Source organism: Elusimicrobiota bacterium, assembly GCA_041660185.1.
Taxonomy (GTDB): domain Bacteria; phylum Elusimicrobiota; class Elusimicrobia; order 2-01-FULL-59-12; family 2-01-FULL-59-12; genus JBAZWU01.
Genome location: JBAZWU010000002.1, coordinates 260,739 through 279,319 on the forward strand (window position 1 = coordinate 260,739; position 18,581 = coordinate 279,319).

Here is an 18,581-nt window from a genome sequence, read left to right on the forward strand (position 1 = left end):
TATCTGTAAAGGATTCGTTATTGATGTGTAACAAGAGTGTAAAAAGATCAAGAAAATACGCTGTTTTTCATTTGCTAAGATTCTTCCTATGGCTTTTCCGGCTACCCGCCTGCGGCGGTTGCGTATGAATCCGCGCATCCGACAGAGTCTGCAGGAAACGGATTTACCAGCCGGGCGGCTGATTGCGCCGCTCTTTGTCAGGCCCGGGAAAGGGATCCGCCAGCCGATCCAATCCATGCCGGGACAGGCTCAATGGTCGATCGATCTGCTTCTACGGGAAGCTCGATCGCTGAACCGGCTGGGGATCCGCTCCATTCTTCTCTTCGGCATTCCTTCTCACAAAGATCCGTACGGCCGGGAGGCCTATGCTCCTCAAGGCATCGTCCAACAAGCGGTCCGAGCGCTCAAGCTCCAGATCCCGGAGCTTCTGGTCATCACCGACCTCTGTTTCTGCGAATACACCTCGCACGGTCATTGCGGTGTTATAAGGAACGGTTCTCTTGATAATGACGCGACGCTGAAGCTCATCGCGAAAACCGCCCTGGCGCAGGCCCGGGCCGGGGCCGACATCATCGCCCCCAGCGGTATGATCGACGGGATGGTCCGGACCATCCGCCAGACGCTCGACCGGCACGGCTTTCAAGACCGGCTGATCATGAGTTATTCGGCCAAGTACGCCTCCGCCTTTTACGGCCCTTTCCGCGAAGCGGCCGGGAGCGCCCCTGCAACAGGCGACCGGAAAAGTCACCAGATGAATCCCGCCAACAGCGAAGAGGCGCTGCGCGAAGCCGCGTTGGATGTCCAGGAAGGCGCCGATATCGTGATGGTGAAACCGGCGCTGGCCTATCTCGACATCATTCGCCGGATGAAAGAACAAACCCATCTCCCGATTGCCGCCTATAATGTGTCCGGTGAATACGCGATGGTCAAAGCGGCCTCGCAGAACGGGTGGATCGACGAGAAGCGCGTGATCCAGGAAATCCTGACCGGCATTCGGCGCGCCGGGGCCGATTTGATTATTACGTACCATGCGAAAGATTTTCTTGCCTGATTTTTACTATCTGGAATCCGACGGCCAGGTTTTTCTGGTCAAAAAGAAAGGCCTGTGGCGCTTTCCATCCCGGCGCCGGGAAATTCCCTTCCGGTTTACGCCGGTACTGATCATCCCTCACTTAAAAAACCGCATTCAGTTTGCGATCCCCATCCTGAAGCACCACCCGGACCGCTGGTTTCACAAAGACGACCTGATCGGGCGCCAAGAGGTGGATCCGATCGTTCAGCAGGCGGTGAACCGGAGCCTGCCGCGCGGCGCCGCCAAAGTCGCGGTCATCGAAAAAGGCAAGGTACTGATGGTCAAGGCGGCCCGGGGCCTCACCAAGGGGTATTGGAATTTGCCGGGCGGATTTATGGGGTATGGGGAACATCCGACGGAGAGCGCCCGGCGGGAAGTCTTTGAGGAGTTGGGGATCCGCGTGCGACTGACGAAGCTTCTGGGGATTTACTCGGACGTTTTTCCGCAGACCGGCGGCTACATGCTGAGTTTTGTGTACCTGGGGAAACGGCGGCCCGGCCCCATCAAGCCCCACCCGGAAGAAATTGAGACGTATACCTGGATGCCGGTCCGCCAGGCTCTGCGCTCCACCTTGAACCCGTTCGCCAAAGCGGGGCTACGGGATTATCGAAGAAAACCATCCGCTCGTCACCCCCGAGTGCTTTAACCCTCACCCCAACCCTCCCGCAACGACGCGGGACTCGGGGCGCTATGGGGAATTGCGGAAGCCCCGTGGTCTCCCTCAGCAGGGAGAGGGGGATGACAACCACGAGAATCTGATGTTCCCTCCCCCTGCGGAGGGGGAGGGCAAGCCGAACGGCCGCTAGGCCGGACAGGCGCGGGTGAGGGTATCATCAGCAGTATTTTTTCCTTCGGAACACATCGGTTTCCAGCGACGCGACCCGGTCCAGAAAAACGAATCCATCCAGATGATCCAGCTCATGCTGGAACACCACCGCCTCAAAACCTTCCGCTTTAACCTCAACTACATTCCCGGCGCGGTCTTTCCCGTGGATCACCACGGCCGCCGATCGCAGCACATTGCCGGTGTAATGAGGAAGGCTCAGGCACCCCTCCCGCAACAGCGAAGGACTGCTGCGGGCGGAGATCCAGGGATTCAAAAGAACGACCAGGCCATGCTGTGTGCCGGGCTTATCGATGCGGGACGCATCCACCGCAATGACCCGCCAGGGTTTTCCCACCTGATTGGCCGCGAGTCCGACACAACGCGGATAATGGTACAGCGTCTCCAGAATGTCGTCGATAAAGGCGGATAGGCCGTCGAGATCCGGCTCCACCAGATGGCAGCGGGTTTTCAACAGCGGGTGAGGAACGTCGAGGACGTCTAAAATCACAGCGCGATCGCTTCAATATCCTGCAGGGTCAACTCGACCTGCAATGATTGACGCAGCCGCTCCAATTCGTTGCGCAGTTCATCCACATCCAGCGCGGTGGGCGTCTGGACCTCCAGAAGCATGACATAAAGGGGCGCGTGGCCTCGCGTGATGGATTTGGTCTGCAGATCGGTAATATTGATACGCCGATCCGCCAGGGCTTTGGCCACCTGGTAAATGATGCCGGCCTGGTCCGTCCCGTAAATCGAGATCAGGTAATGCGGTTCCGAGCGTGTCCCCCGTGCCAACCCAGCTGACATCGGCTGCACGCTGACGTGAAGGGCCAATTTTTTCCCGAGGGGGTGCAGTCCTTTCTGAAGCGTTGGCAACGAGAGCGAGGAGGGGACGCTGACAATCAGCATAATCGTGAATTCGCCTCCCAGGCGGGTCATGGTGGAATCTTCGACATTCCCGCCGAGTTCGAAAAGAACCTTCGTAACCGCCGCGACAATCCCGGGACGGTCTTTGCCGGAGGCGCTGATCAGAAAATAGTTTTTAGACATGGTTTCCTTTCGAATAACGAACAGGGAAGATTACGGTTCGAGTTCGGTGTTCCAATAAACCGTATCGACAAACCGCTGCCAGGAGGCCCGGATTTTAAAGGGTGCTTTAAACACCAGCGAAGCGCTGCCGCGCCACTTCGGCTTGGACGGCTTGATCAGGAGTTTCATGCCGGCCTCTACCGGAAGACGATCCGCTTTTTTCAGGTTGCAGGGGATGCAAGACGTCACGATATTCGACCAATCCGTCTTGCCGCCGCGGGAATGCGGAAGCACATGCTCCAGATTCAACTCCGGCGTCCCGAACCGCCTGCCGCAATAACAACAGCGGTATCCATAATGCTCGTAAATATTACGCCGGGTGAATTTGACATCGCCGACGGGCAGTTTATCGTAGGTCCTTAAAGCGATCACTTCGGGAACGGCGATCCGGAACGTCGGGGTGGAAACAAAACCGGCGGGATGATTTTCCAGGATTTTAGACAACTCCCGCCAATCGTCAAAGCTATAGGTCCGGTATTCCTGGTCCACGACCCGGGCATGATCCAGGTAGACCAGCGACAGAGCACGCTGCCAGTCCGCGATGTGAATCGCGTAAAAGTTTCGATTCAGGACAAGAACATCGGAAAGCATATCGATTCCGCCGCAATTCTAGGCGATTCTTCGATCACCCATCAATTTACAGGGCCTTCATATCGTTGTAACACGTACAGGGTAGACTTAGCATATGAAAAAAGTGCTGGCCTTCACCGCGTTATTTTTCAGCAGCCTGGTCTGGGCTGAATCCACCCCTTACGGGACGCCCCCTGCACTCTCCACCCTGCCGCATGAGATTATTGCCCAGGTGACCAATGCCCCCAATCCCTTTGACTCCCGCAGGGGCGGCATCGACGGGGAAACCCGGATTTCCTACTGGCTCGCGAGCAACTACTCTGTTCAAGTGACCCTTTATGATCTGCTCGGCTCACGGGTCTGCCGGTGGACATTCCAACCGGGCCAGGAAGGGGGCCGTTCCGGAGTCAATTCGGTCCGTTGGGACGGCGTCAACGAAGCCGGGCAGAAAGTCGCCAAAGGCGGCTATATCGCCCAAATCGAAGTCGAGGCCGGGACCACCGTCGCGACGGTTTTCCGCAAAATCGGCGTTCTTCATTAAAATCCTTACCACAATCGAAAAAACAATTTACGTCGTTTTAACACACCGCGCCTTCTTCCGTAACACGCAAGGGGTAACCTTATCTTGAACATGAAAACCGAATCCTCATCCTCGCCGCTCCTTAAACTGATCCAGCAGGAAGGCCTGCAGACGGTCGCGCACGACCTGCGCACGCCCATTACGGTGATCAAAGGAAATCTTCAATTGTTGCTGAGCGGCATTGTGGGAGAAATGTCGGGAGATCAGTTGATGCTGATTCAGCGATCCATCGGCCCGCTGGACGATCTGATTCGAATGACGGACAACATCCTTCAAATGGCCCAGATTGAAAACAAAGAGCTCCAGCTGTCGCTGGAAGATATTGATTTAGACAAGCTTCTGGCCGAGATTTGCGAATTTTATCAACTGCCTTTCCAACAGCGCGGCATGCAGATCCACCGGGATGGAAACACCGTGGGGCTCCATCTCAAAGCCGACGGGTTCTGGATCCGGAGGGTCCTTCACAACCTGGTTTGGAATGCCTACAAGTTCACGCCGAATACCGGCACAGTGGTTCTTCAGGTGCGCCACAAAGGAGAAGGCGTTGAGATTCTCGTTCAGGATAATGGACGCGGGATCCCGGCGGAGAACCTGAATAAGATTTTTGATAAATTCGAACAAACGGACGTCCTGAAGGACCGCAAATTAGGCAATGGACTGGGCCTCTGGATCAGCAAACAGGTCATTGAGCGCCATGGCGGAAGCATCTCCGTTGAATCGAAGGAAGGCCAGGGCAGTTCCTTTATCCTCTACTTCCCTCCCGACAAAGTTTTCTAACCTCAACACAAATCTTTTGTAGGCCCGATCCCGGGTTTTGGCTGTTAACATCTTGTTTTCATTTTTTTAACATACTGTTTCATTGTCAAAAACAGCGATCCCCTGTAAACAATACCGGGGGACCCAAATGGAACAAGTTAAGCCGGCCGCCAATGACGCGCCTGTTCGAAATATTGATATTTCAAAGATGTCCATTTCCCCGACCCTATTAAGGGTTATCCCGGCCGACATGATGGAACGGTTTCTAGCCATCCCCTTTGACCTCCAGGGCGAGCGGCTTTCGATTGCCATGCTGGACCCGCAGAATGTCAATGCCATCAAACAAATCCAAACACTGACCGGATTTGAACTCCAGATTCACAGCACGACCAAGGACGCCATCATCGCCGTTCTTCAAAAGAACGGCTTACTAAAGGGAAAAGTCCCCTTCTGCGAGCCCCTGAGATTACAGGCAACGGGAGATGAAAGTCCGATCATTAACGCGGTGGACAAACTGTTCGAACTGGCTGTCGCTCAACGCGCGAGCGATATTCATCTGGAGCCCCAGATCAACGGTCTTTTCGCCCGGTTCCGCATCGACGGCACCCTGCAGACCATTCACCAATTCCCCAAACAGGCGGTGAGCGCGATCATCTCCAGAATTAAAGTCATATCCGGTATGGATGTGGCGGAAAAACGCTTTCCTCAGGACGGACAGATTAACGCAAAAATTCTGGGCAAGGATATCGACATGCGGGTGTCCACCCTGCCCGGGAAATACGGGGAAAAAACCGTTATCCGGATGCTGGACAAATCCGGGGGGCTTCTGGAGTTTTCCATCCTGGGGATGGATCCGGTCACCCAAAGTCAATTTGAGATGATGATTGACCGGCCTCAGGGACTTCTGCTCGTCACAGGACCGACCGGCAGCGGGAAGACATCCACCTTGTACGCCCTCATTAATCGCCTGAAATCGCCTCTCAAGAACATCATCACGCTGGAAGACCCGATCGAATACGAACTGCTGGCGTCCTGCGGCAATGAAGCGGGGATTACCCAGGTTCAAGTCAACCCGAAAATCGACCTGACCTTTGCCGCGGCCTTGCGCGCCTCTCTACGGCAAGACCCGGACGTTATTATGGTCGGCGAAATTCGCGATCAGGAAACAGCCGAAGTCTCCATGAAAGCCGCCATGACAGGCCATATCGTCTTATCGACCCTGCACACGAACGATGCACCCTCCGCGGTAGGCCGTTTGCGGGACATCGGGGTTGAACCTTATCTGATCGCTTCGACGCTGCTGGGCGTCCTAGCCCAACGGCTCCTCAGGGTCCTGTGCGTTCACTGCAAAGAACCGTACGATGTCCCGGGTCGAGCCATGAAACATCTGTTTCCTCATCACCCGGAGGACCAAAAGCTGACACTATACCGTCCGAAAGGGTGCGAACATTGCCACGGGACCGGCTACTGGGGCCGCAAAGGCATTTTCGAACTGCTGGTCCTCAACGATACCCTTCGCGCCCAAATCCATGAAAATGTCAGCAACGACATACTGAAAAAAACAGCTGTGTCCCAGGGGCTCCGGAGTCTGCGGGAAAGCGGGCTTGAATTCGTCCGCCAGGGGCTCACCACCGTAGAAGAAGTCTTCCGCCACACGGTGGAGTAAACATCTCTTAACGCTTCCACTTGCCGGTTGAAATTGCCCCCATTCGAGGCTAGACTTCGGACAGCGCCTTATGGGAAATTCTCGATTTCTTGAAATGGCTGTCAAACACCTGCCCGGAGGGCTTATCCTGGTGGATCTTCAGGGCCGGCTGCAGGCCATTAATGAAACCGCTGAATCGCTTTTAAGCCTCCCCGGCCCCGTTCTTCCCGGAACCCCGCTGGAACTGGCGCTGGCCGGGCATCCCAAAATTGTGAAAGTTCTCAAAATCGCCTGCGCCAATCTGATTGGGACCAACCGCCAGGAATTGACCACCACCCGGCCGGACGGCGAAAAGATGGTGCTGGGCTACGGGACCTTAATCCTGAAAGATGAACAGGAAACTCCGATCGGCGTCGGGATGACCTTTCAGGACATCACCCGGATGATCCCGTTGATGGATTCCCACCGGTTCCTCGATATCGCCCTCAAGAACCTCCCCGGCGGATTGATTTTTGTGGATTTGCACGGGAAAGTCCGGGGCATTAACCAGATGGCGCAGCGGATTCTGGGCCTGGCCGAGGAGATCGAACCGGGAACAGAGTGCCACAAGGCGTTTTCCCATTACCCCCCGATTTATAAAGTCCTGCTCTCCACCTGCGAGAGCCTCACCGCCGCGAACCGGCAGGAACTGACCACGCACAGACCGAACGGCGAGAAGGTTACGGTCGGTTACGGCACCCTGATCCTGAGAAATCCCCAGGGCCAGCCTGTGGGCATCGGGATGACCTTCCAGGACATTACCCGTTTTATCCCGCTGCCTTTGCAAGCGGAATTCGTGCGTCTAGTGGACCGGTTTTTCACCCCTTTTGCCGCCACGATGGTTATCGCCTCCATGGCGCTTGGCTATGCCGAGAAAAAAACGGAATATATCGCATTGGCTCTGATCAGTTTTCTGGTCGTTTTCAATGAGGTGTCCGCCTATTTGGCAAAGAAACGCAGCGAGTGGACGCGCGTGATCAGCACCACTCGCCTGATCACGAATTTTCTGTCGAATATCGTCCTGGTGTACATGCTCGGAACGTTCTGGGGCCCCATGTGGCTGTTATTCGTCCTGACCCCGGTCGCCACCGCGCTCCACGCGGAATGGAAAAAGACACTGATCACGTCCCTGGTCGCTGCCGGCGCGCTCCTCGGCATTTACTGGTCCAGAGGATTGGAGGGTTCCGTGGGTTGGGGGCAGGCCTCGATCCATGCCGCTTTCATCGTATTTATCAGCCTCTTTGTGAACTCCATCGCCCGGATGGTCATGCAAATTAAAAGCGCCGGTCCTGTTTCAAAACCAGCCACCGGGGCCATTCAGCTCTCCGCCACTTCCCAGACAGACCCCCACTCCAACAAACTTGCCGCCTAAGGGCCTAGGGGACGTAGTTGCTTTGTTGCCTAAACAATCCGCAGGACGTGGGTCTTAAACAATCGACTCGAAAAAGCAACAAAGCAACTACGTCCCCTACCGCCCTGCCGCTTAATTACTTTTTGTACAATGCCAACGACCACCATATAAGGAGGGTTTGTCATGGCTTTTTCGCTTATCCCGAAGGATGAAAAGTTTTTCGATTTATTGGAAGAGGCGGCCGACAACATTCAAAAGGCAGCGGTGACGTTCCGCGAGCTGCTCCAGAACTGGTCGCTGACCAGCGACAAGTTTCAGAAAATGCGCGACCTTGAACACGAGGGGGACCGCATGACGCATGAAATTATCGACAAACTCAACCGGACCTTTATCACGCCGCTGGACCGGGAAGACATCCACGCCCTGGCCAGCGAGATCGACGACGTTATTGACGTCCTGCAGGCCACCACCGACCGGATGCAGCTCTACCGCATCGAATCCTCCAGCCCGCATCTAACGAAAATGGCCGAGGTTATTGTGAGTGCCACGGAAGTCATCGGCAAAGCCATTAAGAGTCTTCGGGATCTATCGCACACGCGACGAACGCTGGATTTCTGTATCGAAGTCAACCGGCTGGAGAACGAAGGTGACACCATCCTGAAAACAGCGATCGGCGAGCTTTTTGCCAATCGCCGGGATGTGCTGGATGTTCTCAAATGGAAAGAAATTTACGAGCAGACGGAGTTTGCAACGGACAAATGCGAAGATATTGCCAACGTCATCGAAGGCATTATCGTCAAAAACGCTTAACAGAACTCTTACACCCTATGCACTTATCCTCCCTCTATGCCATTGTAGCGATTATCGCCATCGCGCTCATATTCGATTTCATCAACGGCTTTCACGACTCCGCCAACTCCATCGCCACCGTGGTCTCGACCCGCGTCCTTTCACCGCGGCTGGCTGTCATGTGGGCCGCTTTCTTTAACTTTGCCGCCGCCTTCGGCTTCGGCGTGAAAGTGGCTACCACTATTGGCAAAGGCGTTATTCATCCGGGGGTTGTTGATCCCACCGTCATTCTTGCGGGGCTCCTGGGGGCTATTCTCTGGGACCTTCTCACGTGGTATTACGGTCTTCCGACAAGCTCCTCGCACGCCTTGATCGGTGGGTTTGCAGGAGCCGCTGTGATTAAGGCCGGGTGGGATGCCATCATCGCCAGCGGCTTTCTAAAAATTGCGGCGTTTATTGTCATCTCGCCAGTCGTCGGCCTGGCGATTGGATTTTTCATGATGGTGATCGTGCTGAATGTTTTCAAGCGTTTCACCCCGGATCGGGTGGACCGCTTTTTCCGGGTGGGCCAGCTCTTTTCCGCCGCCGCCTACAGCCTGGGGCACGGAACCAATGACGCGCAAAAAACCATGGGGTTAATCTATATTCTCCTCATCACCTGTGGCCGCCTGCCGGCGAGCGCTTCCGTGCCGGTATGGGTCATTCTCACCTGCCATGCGGCCATCGCACTGGGCACGCTTTTCGGCGGCTGGCGCATCGTTAAGACCATGGGACAAAAGATAGCCAAACTCAAACCCGTGGGTGGGTTTTGCGCTGAGATGGGCGGAGCCACCATGCTGCTGGCAACAGCGGCAGCCGGCATCCCGGTCAGCACCACGCACACCATTACCGGCGCCATCATGGGAGTGGGAGCGACGCAGCGCCTGTCCGCGGTCCGCTGGGGGATAGCCACCAAAATTATCTGGGCGTGGCTTTTGACTATTCCGGCAGCGGCATTTGTAGCCGCGATCAGTTACAAAATTCTGATGCTCTTTGCCTGACCTGACAAAAACAAATCGTCATTCCCCGCGGTCTCTGGCGGGGGATCTAAGCAGACCGTCACACGGCATGATGGATCCCCTGCCAGCAACCGCAGGGGATGACGCAAGGAAAAAGTGCCCATGTCCAAACGGATCCTGATCGTTGAAGACGAAAAAGACATCGCCAAACTCCTCCGCTACAACCTGGAAAAAGAAGGATACGAAACATTCCCCGCCGCCGACGGTGAAACCGGGTTGTCCCTCGCACGCAAAGAGAAGCCGGACCTAATCATTCTGGATCTGATGCTTCCCAAAATGGACGGCATTGAGGTGTGCCGCATTCTCCGCCAGGAATCCCGCGTCCCCATCATCATGCTAACCGCCAAGAAAGAAGAACTCGACCGGGTTCTGGGCCTGGAGATCGGCGCGGATGATTACATCACCAAACCGTTCAGTGTGCGGGAACTGTTGGCCCGCGTCAAAGCGATCCTGCGCCGCGCCCAAACAACCGATTCCCCGGAGAACGCCGTGCAGGTGGGTTCGCTGGTCATTGATTTCACACGCTACACCATCACGCTGAAAGGGAAGCCTGTACAGCTCAGTACGAAAGAATTCGAATTCCTTAAAATTCTGGTCGAAGCCAACGGGAAAGTCCTTTCCAGGGACCAGCTTCTAGAGCGGGTCTGGGGATATGACCGTTCCTTTGACATTGATACGCGGACCATTGATCAGCACATCGCGCGACTCAGGGACAAACTGGGCTCTGAAGCCGGGAGAATTATCACGGTGAAAAATATCGGATACCGCTTCAGCAGGTAATGAACCTTTCTTACACAAAAAAACTGACTCTGAGTTATCTCTTCGTTGTGGTGGTCACGTTAGTGTTCACCGCGGCCTTCCTGACGCACCGGCTCCAGAAAACCTTCCTAAAACAACTGGAGCAATCCCTCGCCGCCCAGGCGACCCTTATCGCGAAACCACTCCCCTCCCTGGAAACAATTTCCAAACCAGTCGATCATTTCCAACCGTCCATCCAACAATTAGGCCATCAGATGCAGATGCGCATCACTCTGATCCGCAAAGACGGACAGGTGATCGCCGATTCCGAGCGAACGCGGAAAGAGTTGCCACAGATGGACAATCACCTGTCCCGACCGGAAGTCCGCACCGCCATGGTTTCAGGGATCGGTGAGTCCATGCGCTACAGCGCCACTCTGCATGAAGACATGCTCTATGTAGCGGTCCCGATTGGGCCAACGGCAACCCCTTCAGGGGTTTTGAGGGTGGCGCTCCCACTCACAGAAGTGCACCATCGCGTTCAACAGATTCAGAAGGATATTCTTGTGGCCGGTGTTGCGGCCCTAGCCGCCGCCTGGCTCGTGGCGCTTGTTTCCGTCCGGCGGATCAGCCGGCCGCTGAGGCAACTGATCGAGGTGGCGAAGGCCATCGGACGCGGTCATTATTAGCCCCTGTTTTTGTCGCCTCGCGGGATGAATTCGGCCACTTGGCCGAGACCTTCGCCGAAATGGCCCGACGCGTTGAAGAGAAGGTGCAGGAGCTCAGCCGCGAGCAGACCCAGCTGACCGCGATTCTATCCGCGTTGATTGAAGGCGTTATCGCACTGGACCATCAGGGTCGCGTCCTTTTTTTAAACCCTGCAGGGGAAGCCTTGTTCGGCGTACAGAATGCCTCCATCCGGGGCGGGTCTTTCTGGGAAGTCCTGCGCCACAGCCCGCTCAACCAATTGTTTGATAAAACGTTGCGCGGGCAGAAACCCTTGACCGAAGAAGTCGTTCTCTTCACACCAGCGGAACGAATCCTTTCCGTACACGTTTTGCCGGTCAACTACGGGGATGGACAAACCGGTGCGCTGGCGGCTCTTCACGACATTACGGAATTGCGAAAACTGGAGAGCATCCGGCAGGAGTTCGTGGCCAACGCCTCTCATGAACTCAAAACTCCCCTGACGTCCATCAAGGGGTACGTCGAAACATTACTCGAAGGCGCGCTGGAAGATCCCAAACACAATCGAGAATTTCTGAAAACTATCCAACTGCAAACCGATCACCTGATGCGGCTTATTGAAGATTTGCTGGATCTCTCCGCGATCGAGGCCCGCCGCATCCGCTACCATTTTGAACCGGTCTCGTTGAAGGAAGTGGTCGAGCAGATTGCGCAAAATGTGGCGCCACTGGCTAAAGCAAAGCCGGTGACGCTCGATCTGCGATGTTCAGAAGACCTCCCGCGCGTGCGAGCGGACCGCGAAAAGCTGGGGCAAATCTTCATGAACCTTTTGGATAATGCCATCAAGTTCAATAAACCGGGCGGGCGGGTGACGGTCACCGCCTCGCCGGGACAGGGCTTTGTCACGGTAGCGGTTCAAGATACCGGTGTCGGCATCCTGCCGCAAGACCTGCCTCGCGTTTTTGAGCGTTTTTTCCGAACGGAAAAATCCCATTCACATGACATCCCAGGAACCGGCCTGGGTCTGGCGATCGTGAAGCATCTGGTTGAAGCACACCAGGGGAGTGTCACAGCCGAAAGCGTACCGGGCCAAGGTTCTGTTTTTCACTTCACGATCCCTTTGGCAATCGATCAATAATACGACGCTATTTGCAGAACGCACCGAAAAGTGTCGGGTGAGTCACGAGAAAATAAGGAACCTTTTGGGAAGTAGAACCGTCTAATGCTTATGGTTGTCATCCTATGAGAAAAGGAGTTCTTTTATGAACCGCAAACAGCTCGTCGCCGGCACATTGATGCTGGCTTTTGTTGGAATGGCCTGTCTTTCACAACCCGGTTTCACCTATACCAAAGGAGCCTGCCGGGACGATATGGAAAAACTCTGCCCCGGAGTGAAAGGGAAAGAGTCGCGCCAGTGCCTGAATCAACATGAAGCCGAACTCTCTGCGGCATGTAAACAGAACATTGCGGAGGTCAAAGAACGCGTCAAAGAAAGGGCTGATGAAGTCAAAAAAGTCTGTCAGGCTGACGTCCAGAAATTTTGTTCTGACGTCAAACCCGGAGAAGGACGAATCGTTCACTGCCTGAAAGCGCATGCCCCTGACCTGTCAGCGGCCTGCCGCAAGGAGATGGGCAAGAACCGGAAGATGATGCGTCCGCGCCAGGGCGACGCGGCCACCCCCCCGGCCCCCGGCACCCCTCCCGCCGAAAAATAAGCCAGCGTTTCGTCACATTATTCACCGCCGCTTTTCCGCGACAGCGAGAAAGCGGCGGTTCTTTATTGTCACGCGGCCGTCACGCATGTTTTACCTGCCCGCTATAGGTTTCACCCTCTTCATTCCCTAAAATACGGTCAAATAAAAAACGAAAAAAGGAGGTCACTGGTATGGTGACTGAGACGAGAAAAGACAACCTGTCGGCCGGCATCCGGAAACACATTGAATCCCTGGGATGCGTGATCGACGACATCGAAAATGAGCAGATGGGCGAAGAAACGTTGTCCTGGCGACTCCGGGCTGTGGAGCAAAGCTTGCGACGTTTGCGCGAAGCGGCATGAACGAGGGGTTCTCCCCTCACGATTTTTTCAAAAGGGGCCGTGATGTATCACAACGGAAATCAATTGGACGGGTGGCTCCCTTTCCCCTTTTCTTGGGTGCCACCCGTCCATTTTCAATTCAAACTGAAAACAAATTACAAGGAGGAGTACAGAAATGTCTAGCCGAGTGAGTCGTTTAAGGAAGAGTTTTGGATTCTTGATGGTTTTGTGGCTGGGTCTTGGAATTATCGGGCAGGTCTTCGCAGATACAGCCTTTGTAGGAGAAAAAGCAACAGATCAATTGAAGTTCGGGGGGGATCTCCGTGTGCGTCACGAAGACTTCTTTAATAAGGGAGTCAACGCCGTGGACCGGCACCGGGAGCGCTTCCGGCTGCGTTTTGGCGTGACCGGGCAACTGCAGGATTTCACGGCAGGGTTCAAGATTGCTTCGGGAACGGGAGAGCAGACCTCCACGAACCAGACATTTGGAAACGCCTTCAACCAGAAAGGGCTCTATATTGATCAGGCGTATGTCCAATGGAAGGCTCTTGAAAGCCTTAAGCTTACGGGCGGCCGCATGCCGAACCCCATCTGGCGGACCTACAGCTCCGACGTGATGTGGGACGGAGACATCAATCCGGAAGGCTATGCGGAACAGCTCACGCTTCCGGCAGGAGACCGGTTGTCGTTGTTCGCCAACTTCGCCCAGCTTCCAATCAACGAGAGCAGTTCTTCCAATGGTGATCCCTGGGTGTTCGCGCATCAGATCGGTGCAAACACCAAACTGGCAGAGGACACAACAGCACGGTTTGGAATCACCTATTACGGTTTTATCAATGAACGTAAAGGCGTGTTCCTTTCCACCGCCGCCGCAGACTCCGCCAACATCCAGGAAGCCAATACACGAGTAGCGGGTTCAGCCCAGCTGGCCAGCGCCTTCCAAATCATCGATCTGACCGCTGAACTGGCGACGCATGTCGGCCCGCTGCCGCTCTCCGTTCAAGGAGACTACGTTAAAAACATGGCTCCAGGGAATGCGTTGCTGGCCGCGGCCAAGGCCAACGGTCAGACCCAGGGGTATCAAGTCGGCTTCGTCGTCGGAAAAGCCAAAACCCAGGGGAATTGGGAGTTCGCCTACTTCCGCAAATGGCTCCAGGCGAATGCCACGATCTCCGACTGGGCCGACTCCGACTTCGGCAACGGCGGGACCAACCGGAAAGGGCATATCTTCTGGCTGGCGTACGCGGTCCGCGATTATGTGACGGTGCAGGGGAAATACTTCATCACATCGAAGTTGAACCCCGAGCTCAACAGCTCGACCCCCTTCGGCGCCACACACAACAACTTCGGCGACATCAACCGCTTCCAGGCTGACGTTGTCGTGAAATTCTAGGAGAATGTTTATGAAGAAATTACTCGGGAGTCTTTTAGCAGGCTTGATGGTGATGAGCGGCACGACCGCCTGGGCGGAGGCGCTGCTCATCAACGGAGCGGGAGCCACATTTCCCTTCCCCATCTACTCAAAATGGTTCGACGAATACCATAAATCGCATCCGGACATTCAGTTCAACTACCAGTCGATCGGATCCGGCGGCGGCATCCGGCAGGTTTCTGCCCGGACCGTTGACTTCGGCGCGACCGATGGTCCGATGACAGACGCTCAACTCGAGGCGGCCAAGGGAACGCTGCTGCATTTTCCCACCGTCCTGGGCGGCGTGGTCCCGGCGTACAACGTCGAAGGCGTCACGGAAAAGCTGAGTTTTACTCAGAAAGCGATCGCCGGCATCTTCCTGGGCGACATTGCCAACTGGAATGACCCGGAAATCCAGAAGGCCAATCCCGGAGTCAAACTTCCGGCGGCCCCCATCGTTGTAGTACATCGCTCCGATGGTTCTGGCACGTCTTACTGCTGGACGGATTACCTGAGCAAAATCAGTTCCAAGTGGGTCACGCGGGCAGGCCGGGGCACATCAGTGAATTGGCCGGTGGGGCTCGGCGGCAAAGGCAATGAAGGGGTGGCGGGGCTGGTCAAACAGACACCGAACACCATCGGGTATGTCGAGCTGATCTATGCCAAGCACAACAGCATCCTCTACGGGAAACTGCAGAACAAGGCCGGGAACTTTGTCGACTGCTCGGAGGAAACCATCTCCGCGGCAGCGGCTTCGGCGAAAATGCCGTTTGATTTCCGGGTCTCCATCACCAACGCCGACGGAGCGCAGGCCTATCCGGCTTCGACCTTCACCTGGCTGCTGATCTATGCCAGTCAGTCGGATAAACAGAAGGGGCAGGCACTCGTGGACTTCCTTCATTGGATGTTAAAGGATGGCCAGAAATTCGCGCCAGAGCTGGGGTATGCGCCCCTGCCGGCGGAGGTATCAACTAAAGTGGAAGCCGCCATTAAAAAGATCAAAGTCTAAGACACGCCTCCCCACCCCTGCCGAAAAGCAGGGGTGGGGAGTTCGTTTCGTATCCATATGACACCAACAACCCTGACACCTCAAATCGATTTTCAACCGCCAACCCCGATGAGCCACTCCGAAACCAGCGGGAACTCAATCCGATTAGGCGATTGGATTTTCCGCGGGCTGACTCTACTGTTCGCGCTGAGTATTCTTGCCATTGCCGCGGGGATGGCCTGGCAGCTTTTCCATTCGTCGGTTCTGGCGCGCCGCGCTTTTGGCTGGGCTTTCCTTGGCAAAAAAATATGGGACCCCGTGGCCGAGAACTTCGGGGCATTGACGTTCATTTACGGGACCCTGGTTTCCTCCGCGCTGGCGCTGGTTATTGCCGTCCCGCTCGGGATCGGCATCGTGATTTTTCTGGCGGAGCTGGCTCCCCGCCGTCTTTCCGAGACGTGCTCGTTCCTGATCGAGCTGCTGGCGGCGATTCCGAGTGTCGTTTACGGCCTGATCGGCATCTTTTTTCTGGTGCCTCTGATGCGCCAGGTCGTTCAGCCAACGCTGGCCGGAACGCTGGGCTGGCTGCCCTTGTTTCAAGGACCTGCTTACGGCGTCGGAATGCTGAGCGCGGGGATCGTTCTGGCCATTATGATCGTTCCTTTTATCGCCACCATCTCTCGAGAGGTGCTGCTCTCGACGCCTCGCGAATTAAAGGAGTCCGCCATGGCGCTGGGGGCCACGCACTGGGAAGTGGTGCGCATGACCGTTCTGCCGTACGCGCGAGCGGGCATTCTGGGATCGATTTTTCTGGCGCTCGGACGCGCCCTGGGTGAAACCATGGCGGTGACCATGGTGATCGGGAACCGGCCGGACATCTCGGCATCGCTCTTTGCCCCGGGGTACACCATGGCGGCGGTGATCGCCAACGAGTTTACGGAAGCGACCTCGGATCTTTACGTACACACCTTGATCGAGATTGGTCTGATCCTTTTCGTCATCACGATTCTGGTCAACGGCATCGCGCGGCTGATGCTGTTGAGGCTTAAAACCTCATGAAGATTCAGAACACATCGGGACCCTCTCTCGTCATTCCCCGCAGTCACTGGCGGGGAATCTATCATGCCGTTCAAGTTTGCTCTGAAGATCTCTGGATCCCCCGCCAAAACCCGCGGGGGATGACGGTTTTATGATCAGCCACAATTATCAGCGGCGGCAATGGGTGAATACGGCGGCGTTCAGCCTGACCGCCGGCTGTGCTATTTTTACGCTGGCCATCCTCTTTTTTGTGCTCGGATATGTGACGTTTCACGGGGCCTCCTCCCTCAGCTTGGATTTCTTTACGAAATTGCCGAAGCCGGTCGGCGAAGCCGGCGGCGGTATGGCCAATGCGATCGCCGGGACGCTCAAACTGCTCCTCCTGGCCGGGGGCCTGGGCATACCGTTCGGTTTAATGGGCGGAATTTACCTGGCGGAGTTCGGGGACAACAAAATTGGTTTTCTGGTTCGGTATGCGGCCGATGTCATTAACGGCGTACCGTCCATCGTCATGGGGATTTTCGCTTATACGATCATCGTTCTGCCGATGGGGCATTTTTCCACGCTGGCCGGGGGCGTAGCGCTGGGCGTCATGCTGATCCCCATCACCGTTCGCTCCACAGAGGAATTTATGAAACTCGTTCCCAACGGCGTCCGCGAAGCGGCGCTGGCTCTCGGGCTGCCCGAGTGGAAAATGATTTGTTTTGTGGTGCTGCCGACCGCCATCAAGGGAGTGTTGACGGGTAATCTGCTGGCAATGTCGCGGGTCGCGGGAGAAACAGCCCCTCTTCTTTTCACCGCTTTTGGGAACCGTTACTGGAGCTCCGGCTGGCTGAATCCGATTTCCGCCCTTCCCGTCATGGTCTACACGTACGCCATCGCTCCGTACAAGGACTGGAACCAGCAGGCGTGGGCAGCCGCTTTGGTCTTACTCATGATTGTTCTGTCGGCCAATATCGGCGCCCGCTGGATCATGCGCAGAGGACTCACATCTTGACGGAGGAGAATGTTATGCCAGCAGCTTTGGACGCTTCGGCGAAGAAGGTGACCATTTCAATGCCAGTAATTGCCCCGACGGCTAAACCGGAGGCTGTTGCCTATGGTTTAGACGCAGAAAACCTGTCCGCCTGGTTTGGGACCAAGCAGGCGGTTAATCAGGTGAGCCTGCGCATGAAAGCGCGGCAGGTCACGGCCATCATCGGGCCGTCGGGTTGCGGCAAATCCACGTTTATCCGGTGCCTGAACCGCCTGCATGAGGTCGTCCCGGGCGCGCGCATGGAAGGCCGGGTCCTCCTGCGGGGCCAGGACATCCAGCAAATGGACCCCGTGCTGCTTCGCCGGCAAGTGGGCATGGTATTTCAAAAACCGCAACCCTTTCCCACGATGAGCATTTTTGAGAATGTCGCCGCGGGTTTGCGCTTGAATGGTTTCCGGGATCGGCACCGGCTTGAACAGATTGTGGAGGAGAGCCTGCGCCGGGCAGCGCTATGGGACGAAGCCAAAGATATCCTTCATAAGCCGGGGACGGGGCTCTCCGGAGGTCAGCAGCAGAGGCTCTGCATCGCACGGGCTCTGGCGGTAAGTCCGCAAGTCCTTCTCATGGATGAGCCGTGTTCGGCGCTGGACCCGATCGCCACGGCGAAAATCGAAGAATTAATTCTAGATTTGAAGAAGAATTATACGATTGTGATCGTGACCCATAACATGCAGCAGGCGGCGCGCGTGTCGGAAGACACCTCTTTTTTCCTGATGGGTGAACTGATCGAATGCGACAAGACGCAGAAAATTTTCACCACGCCTACCGACCAACGGACGGAAGATTACATCACAGGGAGGTTCGGCTGATGGAACGTCATTTTGATCAGGATTTACAGCAATTGAAAGAACGGATTCTCTACATGGGAAGCCT

At 55.7% G+C, this 18,581-nt stretch carries 21 protein-coding genes; 18 read left to right on the forward strand and 3 right to left on the reverse strand.

Annotated features, from left to right (window positions below):
* Positions 1–88 precede the first annotated feature (88 nt).
* Together hemB and WC859_03535 are read left to right on the forward strand one after the other, a co-directional pair.
* Entirely contained in the window at positions 89–1,051 is a 963-nt protein-coding gene (gene hemB / locus WC859_03530; protein MFA5975218.1) for a porphobilinogen synthase, read from the forward strand.
* Positions 1,029–1,718, forward strand: a complete 690-nt coding sequence (locus WC859_03535) for an NUDIX hydrolase (GenBank protein ID MFA5975219.1) — start codon at positions 1,029–1,031, stop codon at positions 1,716–1,718. Before hemB ends, WC859_03535 begins: the two co-directional genes overlap by 23 nt.
* 187 nt (positions 1,719–1,905) lie before the next feature.
* Here WC859_03535 and def read toward each other — a convergent pair whose 3' ends face one another.
* From def to WC859_03550, 3 genes are read right to left on the reverse strand one after another with little or no spacing between them, the layout of a single operon-like run.
* Complete coding sequence (gene def / locus WC859_03540; GenBank protein MFA5975220.1) at positions 1,906–2,406, reverse strand: peptide deformylase; 501 nt, start codon at positions 2,404–2,406, stop codon at positions 1,906–1,908.
* Positions 2,403–2,948 (reverse strand): ACT domain-containing protein, encoded by a 546-nt coding sequence (locus WC859_03545; protein ID MFA5975221.1) that lies wholly within the window; start codon positions 2,946–2,948, stop codon positions 2,403–2,405. Before WC859_03545 ends, def begins: the two co-directional genes overlap by 4 nt.
* 30 nt (positions 2,949–2,978) lie before the next feature.
* On the reverse strand, positions 2,979–3,578 hold the full coding sequence (locus WC859_03550; GenBank protein MFA5975222.1) for an HNH endonuclease: 600 nt from the start codon (positions 3,576–3,578) through the stop codon (positions 2,979–2,981).
* Positions 3,579–3,672: 94 nt separating this feature from the next.
* On the opposite strand from WC859_03550, the gene WC859_03555 reads away from it, so the two are divergent.
* From WC859_03555 to pstB, 16 genes are all read left to right on the forward strand, one after another.
* Positions 3,673–4,098, forward strand: coding sequence for a FlgD immunoglobulin-like domain containing protein (locus WC859_03555; protein ID MFA5975223.1), 426 nt, complete (start codon positions 3,673–3,675; stop codon positions 4,096–4,098).
* A gap of 90 nt (positions 4,099–4,188) precedes the next feature.
* The gene (locus tag WC859_03560) at positions 4,189–4,914 is read left to right on the forward strand and encodes a HAMP domain-containing sensor histidine kinase (protein ID MFA5975224.1); all 726 of its coding nucleotides are present in this window, start codon (positions 4,189–4,191) and stop codon (positions 4,912–4,914) included.
* Between the two features lie 127 nt (positions 4,915–5,041).
* The gene (locus tag WC859_03565) at positions 5,042–6,559 is read left to right on the forward strand and encodes a GspE/PulE family protein (protein MFA5975225.1); all 1,518 of its coding nucleotides are present in this window, start codon (positions 5,042–5,044) and stop codon (positions 6,557–6,559) included.
* A gap of 70 nt (positions 6,560–6,629) precedes the next feature.
* Entirely contained in the window at positions 6,630–7,949 is a 1,320-nt protein-coding gene (locus WC859_03570) for a PAS domain-containing protein (protein ID MFA5975226.1), read from the forward strand.
* Positions 7,950–8,111: 162 nt separating this feature from the next.
* Positions 8,112–8,738, forward strand: coding sequence for a DUF47 domain-containing protein (locus WC859_03575; GenBank protein ID MFA5975227.1), 627 nt, complete (start codon positions 8,112–8,114; stop codon positions 8,736–8,738).
* 17 nt (positions 8,739–8,755) lie between these two features.
* Positions 8,756–9,757, forward strand: coding sequence for an inorganic phosphate transporter (locus WC859_03580; protein MFA5975228.1), 1,002 nt, complete (start codon positions 8,756–8,758; stop codon positions 9,755–9,757).
* A 120-nt stretch (positions 9,758–9,877) separates the two neighbouring features.
* Positions 9,878–10,555, forward strand: a complete 678-nt coding sequence (locus tag WC859_03585) for a response regulator transcription factor (GenBank protein ID MFA5975229.1) — start codon at positions 9,878–9,880, stop codon at positions 10,553–10,555.
* Positions 10,555–11,202: a hypothetical protein gene (locus tag WC859_03590; GenBank protein ID MFA5975230.1), complete on the forward strand. Its 648-nt coding sequence runs from the start codon at positions 10,555–10,557 to the stop codon at positions 11,200–11,202. Before WC859_03585 ends, WC859_03590 begins: the two co-directional genes overlap by 1 nt.
* A 38-nt stretch (positions 11,203–11,240) precedes the next feature.
* Positions 11,241–12,338, forward strand: coding sequence for an ATP-binding protein (locus tag WC859_03595; GenBank protein ID MFA5975231.1), 1,098 nt, complete (start codon positions 11,241–11,243; stop codon positions 12,336–12,338).
* Positions 12,339–12,462: 124 nt separating this feature from the next.
* Positions 12,463–12,915, forward strand: a complete 453-nt coding sequence (locus WC859_03600) for a cysteine rich repeat-containing protein (GenBank protein MFA5975232.1) — start codon at positions 12,463–12,465, stop codon at positions 12,913–12,915.
* Positions 12,916–13,085: 170 nt separating this feature from the next.
* Positions 13,086–13,256, forward strand: a complete 171-nt coding sequence (locus tag WC859_03605; protein ID MFA5975233.1) for a hypothetical protein — start codon at positions 13,086–13,088, stop codon at positions 13,254–13,256.
* A gap of 154 nt (positions 13,257–13,410) precedes the next feature.
* Positions 13,411–14,628, forward strand: coding sequence for a putative porin (locus WC859_03610; GenBank protein ID MFA5975234.1), 1,218 nt, complete (start codon positions 13,411–13,413; stop codon positions 14,626–14,628).
* Positions 14,629–14,638: 10 nt separating this feature from the next.
* Positions 14,639–15,655: a phosphate ABC transporter substrate-binding protein PstS gene (gene pstS, locus WC859_03615; GenBank protein ID MFA5975235.1), complete on the forward strand. Its 1,017-nt coding sequence runs from the start codon at positions 14,639–14,641 to the stop codon at positions 15,653–15,655.
* A gap of 57 nt (positions 15,656–15,712) precedes the next feature.
* Positions 15,713–16,693: a phosphate ABC transporter permease subunit PstC gene (pstC, locus tag WC859_03620; GenBank protein ID MFA5975236.1), complete on the forward strand. Its 981-nt coding sequence runs from the start codon at positions 15,713–15,715 to the stop codon at positions 16,691–16,693.
* 130 nt (positions 16,694–16,823) lie between these two features.
* On the forward strand, positions 16,824–17,669 hold the full coding sequence (gene pstA, locus WC859_03625; protein MFA5975237.1) for a phosphate ABC transporter permease PstA: 846 nt from the start codon (positions 16,824–16,826) through the stop codon (positions 17,667–17,669).
* Between the two features lie 59 nt (positions 17,670–17,728).
* Positions 17,729–18,517, forward strand: coding sequence for a phosphate ABC transporter ATP-binding protein PstB (gene pstB / locus WC859_03630; GenBank protein MFA5975238.1), 789 nt, complete (start codon positions 17,729–17,731; stop codon positions 18,515–18,517).
* Positions 18,518–18,581: the final 64 nt, after the last annotated feature.

Excerpts from the sequence above, each read along its gene's own strand:
- WC859_03560 (MFA5975224.1), top strand. The coding sequence starts at position 4,189 with ATGAAAACCGAATCCTCATCCTCGCCGCTCCTTAAACTGATCCAGCAG.
- WC859_03590 (MFA5975230.1), top strand. The coding sequence starts at position 10,555 with ATGAACCTTTCTTACACAAAAAAACTGACTCTGAGTTATCTCTTCGTT.
- WC859_03565 (MFA5975225.1), top strand. The coding sequence starts at position 5,042 with ATGGAACAAGTTAAGCCGGCCGCCAATGACGCGCCTGTTCGAAATATT.
- WC859_03585 (MFA5975229.1), top strand. The coding sequence starts at position 9,878 with ATGTCCAAACGGATCCTGATCGTTGAAGACGAAAAAGACATCGCCAAA.
- WC859_03555 (MFA5975223.1), top strand. The coding sequence starts at position 3,673 with ATGAAAAAAGTGCTGGCCTTCACCGCGTTATTTTTCAGCAGCCTGGTC.
- pstA (MFA5975237.1), top strand. The coding sequence starts at position 16,824 with ATGATCAGCCACAATTATCAGCGGCGGCAATGGGTGAATACGGCGGCG.
- WC859_03545 (MFA5975221.1), bottom strand. The coding sequence starts at position 2,948 with ATGTCTAAAAACTATTTTCTGATCAGCGCCTCCGGCAAAGACCGTCCC.
- pstB (MFA5975238.1), top strand. The coding sequence starts at position 17,729 with ATGCCAGTAATTGCCCCGACGGCTAAACCGGAGGCTGTTGCCTATGGT.
- WC859_03535 (MFA5975219.1), top strand. The coding sequence starts at position 1,029 with ATGCGAAAGATTTTCTTGCCTGATTTTTACTATCTGGAATCCGACGGC.
- hemB (MFA5975218.1), top strand. The coding sequence starts at position 89 with ATGGCTTTTCCGGCTACCCGCCTGCGGCGGTTGCGTATGAATCCGCGC.
- WC859_03580 (MFA5975228.1), top strand. The coding sequence starts at position 8,756 with ATGCACTTATCCTCCCTCTATGCCATTGTAGCGATTATCGCCATCGCG.
- WC859_03600 (MFA5975232.1), top strand. The coding sequence starts at position 12,463 with ATGAACCGCAAACAGCTCGTCGCCGGCACATTGATGCTGGCTTTTGTT.
- WC859_03605 (MFA5975233.1), top strand. The coding sequence starts at position 13,086 with ATGGTGACTGAGACGAGAAAAGACAACCTGTCGGCCGGCATCCGGAAA.
- WC859_03610 (MFA5975234.1), top strand. The coding sequence starts at position 13,411 with ATGTCTAGCCGAGTGAGTCGTTTAAGGAAGAGTTTTGGATTCTTGATG.
- WC859_03575 (MFA5975227.1), top strand. The coding sequence starts at position 8,112 with ATGGCTTTTTCGCTTATCCCGAAGGATGAAAAGTTTTTCGATTTATTG.
- pstC (MFA5975236.1), top strand. The coding sequence starts at position 15,713 with ATGACACCAACAACCCTGACACCTCAAATCGATTTTCAACCGCCAACC.
- WC859_03550 (MFA5975222.1), bottom strand. The coding sequence starts at position 3,578 with ATGCTTTCCGATGTTCTTGTCCTGAATCGAAACTTTTACGCGATTCAC.
- pstS (MFA5975235.1), top strand. The coding sequence starts at position 14,639 with ATGAAGAAATTACTCGGGAGTCTTTTAGCAGGCTTGATGGTGATGAGC.
- WC859_03570 (MFA5975226.1), top strand. The coding sequence starts at position 6,630 with ATGGGAAATTCTCGATTTCTTGAAATGGCTGTCAAACACCTGCCCGGA.